Here is an 8,504-nt window from a genome sequence, read left to right on the forward strand (position 1 = left end):
GTGGCCGCCGCGCCGTCGCCCGCCCGCCCGCCGTGTCCACTCTCGACCATTGAGGACTGCCATGAGTCTGCCCGGAGCAACCGTTCAGGCCCTCCCGACCGGAGTCGTCCCCGGCCCGGTGGCCGCCGACCGGGCCCACCTGTTCACCGCCGGCACCGTCGCGGACTACCGGCGGGTGCTGGCCGACGGCATCGACCGGGTGGCCGACCGGGTCGCCGCCGCCGACCGGCCCTTCACCGGCGTCACCCCGCAGGACCTCGCGCCCCGGATCGCCGGCATCGACCTGGACCGGCCGCTCGGCGACACCGGGGCGGCGCTCGACGAGCTGCAGGACGTCTACCTGCGCGACGCGGTGTACTTCCACCACCCGCGCTACCTGGCGCACCTGAACTGCCCGGTGGTGATCCCGGCGCTGCTCGGTGAAGCGGTGCTGAGCGCGGTCAACTCCTCCCTGGACACCTGGGACCAGAGCGCCGGCGGCACGCTGATCGAGCGGCGCCTGATCGACTGGACGATCGACCGGGTCGGGCTCGGGCCGGCCGCGGACGGGGTGTTCACCAGCGGCGGGACGCAGTCGAACCTCCAGGCGATGCTGCTGGCCCGGGAGGAGGCGGTCGGCCGGGCGGCAACCTCGGGCGGCACCCGGCCGTCCCGCCCGGAGTCGCTGACCCGGCTGCGGATCCTCACCTCGGCGGCCGGCCACTTCAGCGTGCAGAAGGCGGCGAAGCTGCTCGGCCTCGCCGCCGACGCGGTGGTCACCGTCGGCACCGACGCCGAGCGCCGGATGCGTACCGACGAACTGGCCCGGGAGATCGACCGGTGCCGCCGGGAGGGGCTGCGGGTGATGGCGGTGGTGGCGACCGCCGGCACGACCGACTTCGGCACCATCGACCCGCTGCCGCAGATCGCCGACATCTGCGCGGCGGCCGGCGTGTGGCTGCACGTCGACGCCGCGTACGGCTGCGGGCTGCTGGTCTCGCCGACCCGGCGGCACCTGCTCGACGGCATCGAGCGGGCCGACTCGGTGACCGTTGACTACCACAAGTCGTTCTTCCAGCCGGTCAGCTCCAGTGCGCTGCTGGTGCGCGACCGCCGGGTGCTGCGGCACGCCACCTGGCACGCCGACTACCTCAACCCGGCCCGCGCGGTCGAGCAGCGCATCCCCAACCAGGTCGACAAGAGCATCCAGACCACCCGCCGCTTCGACGCCCTGAAGCTCTGGCTCACCCTGCGCATCATGGGCCCGGACGCGGTCGGGGCCCTCTTCGACGAGGTGATCGACCGGGCCGACGCCGCCTGGCGGCTGCTCACCGCGGACCCCCGGTTCGAGGTGGTGACCCGGTCCCAGCTCAGCACCGTGGTCTTCCGCTACCTGCCCACCGGTCCCGGCCGCGCCCTCGTCGACGAGGCCAACCTGTACGCCCGCGAGGCGCTCGCCGCGTCCGGCGCCGCCCTCGTCGCGGGAACCACCGTGGACGGCGCGCACCACCTGAAGTTCACCCTGCTCAACCCCGAGACCACCGTGGACGACATCGCCCACGTCCTCGACCTGATCGCCGAACACGCCGGCTGGTACGTGCGTACCCGCACGGCCGGTGAGCTGTCCTGCCCCATCCGCTGACCGGCCGTCCCGCCCTGGAGAATCCCATGTCGACCCACGACTTCATCGCCGTCGGGCTGGGCCCGTACAACCTGGGCCTGGCCTGCCTGACCGCGCCGATCGGCGACCTCGACGGGCTCTTCCTCGAGGCCCGCGACGACTTCAACTGGCATCCCGGCATGCTGCTGGAGTCCACCCGCCTGCAGACGCCGTTCCTCGCCGATCTGGTCACCCTGGCCGATCCCACCTCGCCCTACTCGTTCCTGAACTACCTCAAGGAGTCCGGGCGGCTGTACCCGTTCTACATCCGGGAGAGCTTCTTCCCGCTGCGCAGCGAGTACAACGACTACTGCCGGTGGGCGGCGGCGAAACTGTCCAGCGTCCGGTTCGGCCACGAGGTCACCTCGATCGAGTACGACCCGACCGACGACCGGTACGTCGTGCACGCCACGGCGGCCGGCCAGCGGGTCACCCACCGGGCGCGGCACCTGGTGCTGGGCACCGGCACCCCGCCCCACGTGCCCGACGCCTGCCGGGACCTCGGCGGCGACGTGATCCACAACTCGCGGTACCTGGAGAACCGGGCGGCGCTGCGGGACAAGCGGAGCGTCACCGTGGTCGGCAGCGGGCAGAGCGCGGCCGAGATCTACCACGACCTGCTCTCCGACATCGGCACCCACGGCTACCAGCTCAACTGGGTCACCCGCTCGCCGCGGTTCTTCCCGCTGGAGTACACCAAGCTCACCCTGGAGATGACCTCGCCGGACTACGTGGACTACTTCCACGCCCTGCCCGAGGCGACCCGGTACCGGCTGGAGGCCGAGCAGAAGGGCCTGTTCAAGGGCATCAACGCCGACCTGGTCAACGACATCTTCGACCTGCTCTACGCCCGCAGCGTGGCCGGCCCGGTGCCCACCCGGCTGATGACCAACACCGCCCTGAGCACCGCCACCCACGACCCGGCGAGCGGGACGTACACGCTCGGCCTGCGCAACGTCGAGCAGGGCCGCGACTTCACCCTCACCACCCAGGGGCTGGTGCTGGCCACCGGCTACCACTACCGGGTGCCCGCCTTCCTGGCGCCGATCCGCGACCGGCTCCGCTGGGACTCGCACGGCCGGTTCGACGTCGCCCGCAACTACTCCGTCGACCACACCGGCCGGGGCGTCTTCCTGCAGAACGCCGGCACCCAGGCGCACAGCATCACCTCGCCGGACCTCGGCATGGGCGCGTACCGCAACTCCTGGATCATCCGGGAGCTGACCGGGCGCGAGCACTACCCGATCGAGCGGCGCATCGCCTTCCAGGAGTTCGGGGCGACGGTGGCGGTGACCGCGTGACGGTGTTCCGGCGGGTCGACGACCGGCTCGGCGAGTTCGCCCTGCGTACCCTCGATCCGGACGGCGACGCCGCACTGCTGCACGGCTGGGTCACCCACCCCAAGGCCGCGTTCTGGCTGATGCAGGACGCCGACGTGGCCCGGGTGGCGCAGGAGTACCGGCGGATCGCCGCGCACCCGCACCACGACGCGTACCTCGGCTCGTGGCGCGGCCGGCCGGCGTTCCTCGCCGAGCGGTACGACCCGGCCCACGTCGAACTCGTCGGCCTGCATGACGCCGCGGACGGCGACGTCGGCATGCACTTCCTCTGCGCGCCCGCCGACACTCCCGTGCACGGCTTCACCCGCGCCGTGATCACCACGGTCATGGCGTGGCTCTTCGCCGCCCCGGCCGTCCGCCGCGTCGTCGTCGAACCGGACGTGCGTAACCACGCCGTGCACGCGCTCAACGCCGCCGTGGGCTTCACCGTCGTCGGCCCGATCCGCAAGCCCGAGAAGGACGCCCTGCTCAGCGTCTGTACCCGTGAGATGTTTCTGGCCGCCACCCGAGGAGACCTGCCCGCGTGAACCCGCTCGCATCCGTGGACCACCTGACCCCGGGGCACTGGGCCGAGGCCAACCGGCTGCTGGTCCGCAAGGCCCTCGCGGAGTTCGCCCACGAACGACTGATCACCCCCGAGCCGCTGGGCGTGGACCGCTACCGGGTACGCGGCGACGACGGCACGGTCGAGTACCGGTTCACCGCCCGGCTGCTCGCCCTGCGGCACTGGCAGGTCGACGCGGCCAGCATCACCCGGCACTCCGACGGCCGCGAGCTGCCGCTGGACGCCGTCGACCTCTGCCTCGACCTGCGCGCGGCGCTCGGCCTCACCGACGAGATCCTGCCGGTCTACCTCGAGGAGATCACGTCGACCTTGGCCGGCACCGCGTACAAGCTCGGCAAGCCGGCGGTGGACGCCACCAAGCTGGCCCGGGCGGACTTCCAGGACGTCGAGACCCAGATGACCGAGGGGCATCCCTGCTTCGTGGCCAACAACGGCCGGATCGGTTTCGGGGTGCACGAGTACCACCGGTACGCCCCGGAGGCCGCCCGGCCGGTTCGGCTGATCTGGCTGGCCGCCCACCGCGACCACACCACCTTCAGCTGCGCCGCCGACCTGGACTACGACACCCTGGTCCGCGCCGAACTCGGCGACGACACGCTCGCCGGCTTCGCCCGTACCCTCACCGGGCTGGGCCTGGACCCGGCCGACTACCTGCTCCTCCCGGTGCATCCGTGGCAGTGGTGGAACAAGCTCGCCGTCACCTTCGCCGGCGAGGTGGCCCGGCGGCAGTTGGTCTGCCTCGGCGAGGGCCCCGACGAGTACCTCGCCCAGCAGTCCATCCGCACCTTCTTCAACGGCACCCACCCGGAGAAGCACTACGTCAAGACCGCCCTGTCGGTGCTCAACATGGGCTTCATGCGCGGGCTCTCCGCCGCGTACATGGAGCACACCCCGGCGATCAACGACTGGCTGGCCGACCTCGCCGCCACCGACCCCGTGTTCCGACGCAGCCGGCTGACGATCATCCGGGAGCGCGCCGCGATCGGCTACCGCCACCGGCAGTACGAGGCGGCGACCGACCGGTACTCCCCGTACCGGAAGATGCTGGCCGCGCTCTGGCGGGAGAGCCCGGTCGCCGGGCTGGAGCCGGGCCGCCGGCTGGCGACCATGGCGTCCCTGCTGCACGTCGACCGGGGCGGCCGCTCGGTCGTCGGCGCGCTGGTCGCGGAGTCGGGGCTGGCGCCGACGGTCTGGCTGCGCCGTTACCTCGACGCCTACCTGGTCCCCCTGCTGCACAGCCTCCACGCCCACGACCTGGCCTTCATGCCGCACGGGGAGAACGTGATCCTGGTGCTGCACGACGGGGCGGTGGAGCGGGTGATCTTCAAGGACATCGCCGAGGAGATCGCCGTGATGGACCCCGAGGCCGACCTGCCCCCGGCGGTGCGGCGCATCCGGGTCGCCGTCCCCGACGAGGAGAAGATCCTGTCGATCTTCACCGACGTGTTCGACTGCTTCCTGCGCCACCTCAACGCCATCCTGGTCACCGAGAGCGTCCTGGCCGAGGACGACTTCTGGCGCACGGTGGCCGAGTGCGCCGCCGACTACCAGCGCAGCGTCCCGCACCTGGCCGACCGGCTGCGCCGACACGACCTCTTCGCCGCCGAGTTCCCGCTGTCCTGCCTGAACCGGCTGCAACTGCGCAACAACCGGCAGATGGTTGACCTCGCCGACCCGTCGGCCGCGTTGCAGTTCGTCGGCACCCTGGCCAACCCGCTCGCCCGCTTCGCCCCGCCGCGATGAGCGCTCCCGGCACGGTACGCGACGGCAGCCCGGCGGGGTCGACCCGGCCGGCCGGTCCGGTCCGGCACCGCTGGCTGATCCTGGCCGTGCTCTGCCTGGCCCAGGTCACCGTGGTCCTCGACAACACCGTGCTGACCGTGGCGATCCCGGTGCTCACCGGCGAGCTGGACGCCACCACCGCCGACGTCCAATGGATGATCAACGCGTACGCGCTGGTGCAGTGCGGCCTGCTGCTCACGGCCGGCAGCGCGGCTGACCGGTACGGGCGGCGGCGGATGCTGCTCGCCGGTCTGGTCCTGTTCGGCGCCGGCTCGCTGGCCGCCGGGCTCGCCGGGACCAGCGGTCAGCTCATCGCCGCCCGGGGCGGCATGGGGATCGGCGGTGCCCTCCTGGTCACCGCCACCCTCGCGGTCGCCATGCAGATCTTCGACGCGGCCGAGCGGCCCCGGGCGATCGGTCTCTGGGCGGCCACCAGTGCGCTGGGCTTCGCGGCCGGGCCGCCGATCGGCGGCGCCATCCTCGCCCACCTGCCGTGGAACGCGATCTTCCTGGTCAACGTCCCCATCGTGCTGGTCTGCCTGCTGGCCGCCGGGGCGTTGGTGCCGGAGTCCCGCGACCCGGTGGACGGGCGCCTCGACCTGCTCGGCGTGCTGCTCTCCACGGCCGGTCTGACCGGGGTCGTCTGGGCGATCATCTCCGGCCCGGAGCACGGGTGGGCGGCGCCGGCGGTGCTCGGCGCGGCCGGCGGCGGCGTCCTCGGCCTGCTCGCGCTGGCGTTCGCGGTGCTCGCGGGCGCCCGGGGCCGGGCGCAGGTGCTGTCCCGGCTGCGCACGATGGGGCTGTCCCGCCGGCAGTGGCGGGGCCTGCTGCTGGTGGAACTCACCCCCCTGGTGGTGGTCTCGGTGCTGACCGGCGCCGTGGTGGGCGCCGTGCTCCCGGTGCTGCTGAACCCGGTGCTGGGGCTGTCCGCGTTCACCGGCGGGGCGCCGGTGACGGTGCGCTTCGAACCGGGCCTGGTGGCCGGGGTGCTCGGGCTGGCCCTGCTGGCGCTGGCCTTCGCCGTCGCGGTCGAGACCGTGAACAACCGTCGGATGCGCCTCGGCGAGGTGCTCCGGCTCGGAGAGGAGAGCTGAGATGACCGCTACCGCCGAGACGTCCGCCGTACCGGATCTGGCCGCGTTGCAGCGACGGGCCGCGCAGCGCGCGGCCGAGCGGGCCGGCGGGCAGGACCGCCTGCGCGGGCACATCGTCTGCGACGGGCTGGTCCGCATCTTCAAGACCGAGGGGGTGGAGGTGGTCGCCCTGCAGGGGCTCGACCTGGTCATCGACCGGGGTGAGCTGGTGGCGATCGTCGGCGCGTCCGGCTCCGGGAAGTCGACGCTGCTCAACATCCTGTCCGGGCTGGACACCCCGACCGCCGGGATCGCCCGGGTCGCCGACTACGACCTGCTCGCCCTCTCCAACCGGCGACGGTTGAGCTACCGGCGGGACGTGGTCGGCTTCGTCTGGCAGCAGACCGGCCGGAACCTGCTGCCGTACCTGACCGCCCGGGAGAACGTCGAGCTGCCGATGAAACTGGCCGGTCGGGCCGGCGGCGGGCGGGCGCGGCGGCGGCGGGCCGAGGAGCTGCTGGACCTGGTCGGGGTGGGTTACTGCGCCGACCGGCGACCCGGCCAGCTCAGCGGCGGTGAGCAGCAGCGCTGCGCGGTGGCGGTGGCGGTGGCGAACGACCCGGAGGTGCTCTTCGCCGACGAGCCGACCGGCGAGCTGGACGAGGCCACCGGTGCGGAGGTGTTCGCCGCGCTGCGCACCATCAACGCCGAGCTGGGCGTGACGATCGTGGTGGTCACCCACGACCAGGCCGTCGCCACCCAGGTCCGCCGGACCGTCGCGATCCGCGACGGCCGGACCTCCTCCGAGGTACGCCGGACGGCGCGGATCGGCGCCGACGGCAGCACCGAGCTGGTCAGCGAGGAGTACGCCGTGCTCGACCGGGCCGGCCGGATGCAGCTGCCGGCGTCCTTCGTCGACGCGCTGGCGCTGCGCGACCGGGTCCGCCTCAACCTCGAACCGGACCACGTCGAGGTCCGCCCCGGCGACCGCACGCCGGAACCGAACGGGAGTGACGCATGAGCGAGCAGGTTTCCGCCGGCCGGGCCGGTGCCGCGGCCCTCGTCGACGAGGTGGTTCGGGTGGAGGGCGTGAGCCGGACCTTCGGCCGGGGCGAGCACGCCGTGCACGCGGTGCGCGACGTCTCCTTCGTGGCCGGCCGGGGTGAGCTGGTGGCCGTCCGAGGCCGCTCGGGCGCCGGCAAGACCACCCTGCTGAACCTGGTCGGCGGGCTGGACCGGCCGGACAGCGGCCGGGTGCGGGTGGCCGGGCACGACGTGACCGCCGCCGGTGAGGCCGAGCTGCTGCGGCTGCGCCGGGGCACCGTGGGCTTCGTGTTCCAGACCTTCGGGCTGGTGCCGATCCTCTCCGCCGCGGAGAACGTCGGCGTGCCGCTGCGGCTGGCTAGAGTGCCGGCGGCGGAACGGGAGGAGCGGGTGGCCGTGCTGCTGGAGCTGGTCGGGCTGGGCGGGCACGCCGCGCAGCGGCCGTACGAGCTCTCCGGCGGGCAGCAGCAGCGGGTGGCGGTGGCCCGGGCCCTGGCCAACGAGCCGGCCCTGCTGATCGCCGACGAGCCGACCGGCCAGCTCGATTCGGAAACCGGGCGCTCCATCATGGACCTGCTGCGCGCGGTCGTGCACGCTCGGGGCATGACGGCCCTGGTCGCCACGCACGACCCGGCCCTGATCGAGTTGGCCGACCGCACCCTCACCCTGCGCGACGGCCACCTGGTCGACGCCTGACCCCCACCGCGCCGTGCTCCGGTTCGGTGCGCGCCGGCCGCTGCGGGACGACCAGCACCCGGTCGGCGGACGCTAGCGACCTGATGACGCGAACGAATCACCCGCCGGCCGGCACCCCTCACCAACCCACACCCGTGTGCCCCGCAGGCCCTCACCGGCGCGCACTCACCTCGGTGATCAAGAGGTTTGCGTCGCCGTAAGGGCGGATTCTGACGCAAGTCTCTTGATCACGAGGTGGGGGAGCGGGGGTGATTCGTTTGGGTCATCAGGTTCGTAGCGGGTGAGGTGGGGAGTGCGGGGTGGTCAGAGGGGGAGTTTCATGCCCTCGTGACTGGCGACGAAGCCCAGGCCGCGGTAGAAGCGGT

The 8,504-nt window shown here is 72.9% G+C and carries 7 protein-coding genes; all 7 read left to right on the forward strand.

The features are described 5' to 3' along the window. The first annotated feature begins 61 nt into the window (after positions 1-61). Genes JNW89_RS19650 through JNW89_RS19680 form a run of 7 tightly spaced genes read left to right on the forward strand, consistent with a single transcriptional unit; the run spans position 62 to position 8,139 of the window. Complete coding sequence (locus tag JNW89_RS19650) at positions 62-1,621, forward strand: aspartate aminotransferase family protein (RefSeq protein ID WP_238449880.1); 1,560 nt, start codon at positions 62-64, stop codon at positions 1,619-1,621. Between the two features lie 26 nt (positions 1,622-1,647). Then, a complete protein-coding gene (locus tag JNW89_RS19655) occupies positions 1,648-2,940 on the forward strand; it encodes a lysine N(6)-hydroxylase/L-ornithine N(5)-oxygenase family protein (RefSeq protein ID WP_238449881.1) in 1,293 nt (430 codons plus the stop codon). After that, the gene (locus JNW89_RS19660) at positions 2,937-3,506 is read left to right on the forward strand and encodes a GNAT family N-acetyltransferase (protein ID WP_238449882.1); all 570 of its coding nucleotides are present in this window, start codon (positions 2,937-2,939) and stop codon (positions 3,504-3,506) included. Before JNW89_RS19655 ends, JNW89_RS19660 begins: the two co-directional genes overlap by 4 nt. After that, positions 3,503-5,287, forward strand: a complete 1,785-nt coding sequence (locus JNW89_RS19665) for an IucA/IucC family siderophore biosynthesis protein (RefSeq protein WP_238449883.1) — start codon at positions 3,503-3,505, stop codon at positions 5,285-5,287. Before JNW89_RS19660 ends, JNW89_RS19665 begins: the two co-directional genes overlap by 4 nt. After that, the gene (locus JNW89_RS19670) at positions 5,284-6,420 is read left to right on the forward strand and encodes an MFS transporter (protein WP_238450014.1); all 1,137 of its coding nucleotides are present in this window, start codon (positions 5,284-5,286) and stop codon (positions 6,418-6,420) included. Before JNW89_RS19665 ends, JNW89_RS19670 begins: the two co-directional genes overlap by 4 nt. 1 nt (position 6,421) lies before the next feature. Beyond that, entirely contained in the window at positions 6,422-7,420 is a 999-nt protein-coding gene (locus JNW89_RS19675) for an ABC transporter ATP-binding protein (RefSeq protein ID WP_088963289.1), read from the forward strand. Then, positions 7,417-8,139 carry an ABC transporter ATP-binding protein gene (locus JNW89_RS19680; RefSeq protein WP_238450015.1) on the forward strand — a complete coding sequence of 241 codons (723 nt, stop codon included), beginning with the start codon at positions 7,417-7,419 and terminating at the stop codon, positions 8,137-8,139. Before JNW89_RS19675 ends, JNW89_RS19680 begins: the two co-directional genes overlap by 4 nt. Positions 8,140-8,504 lie beyond the last annotated feature (365 nt).

It is taken from the genome of Micromonospora sp. 4G55, assembly GCF_016803375.1.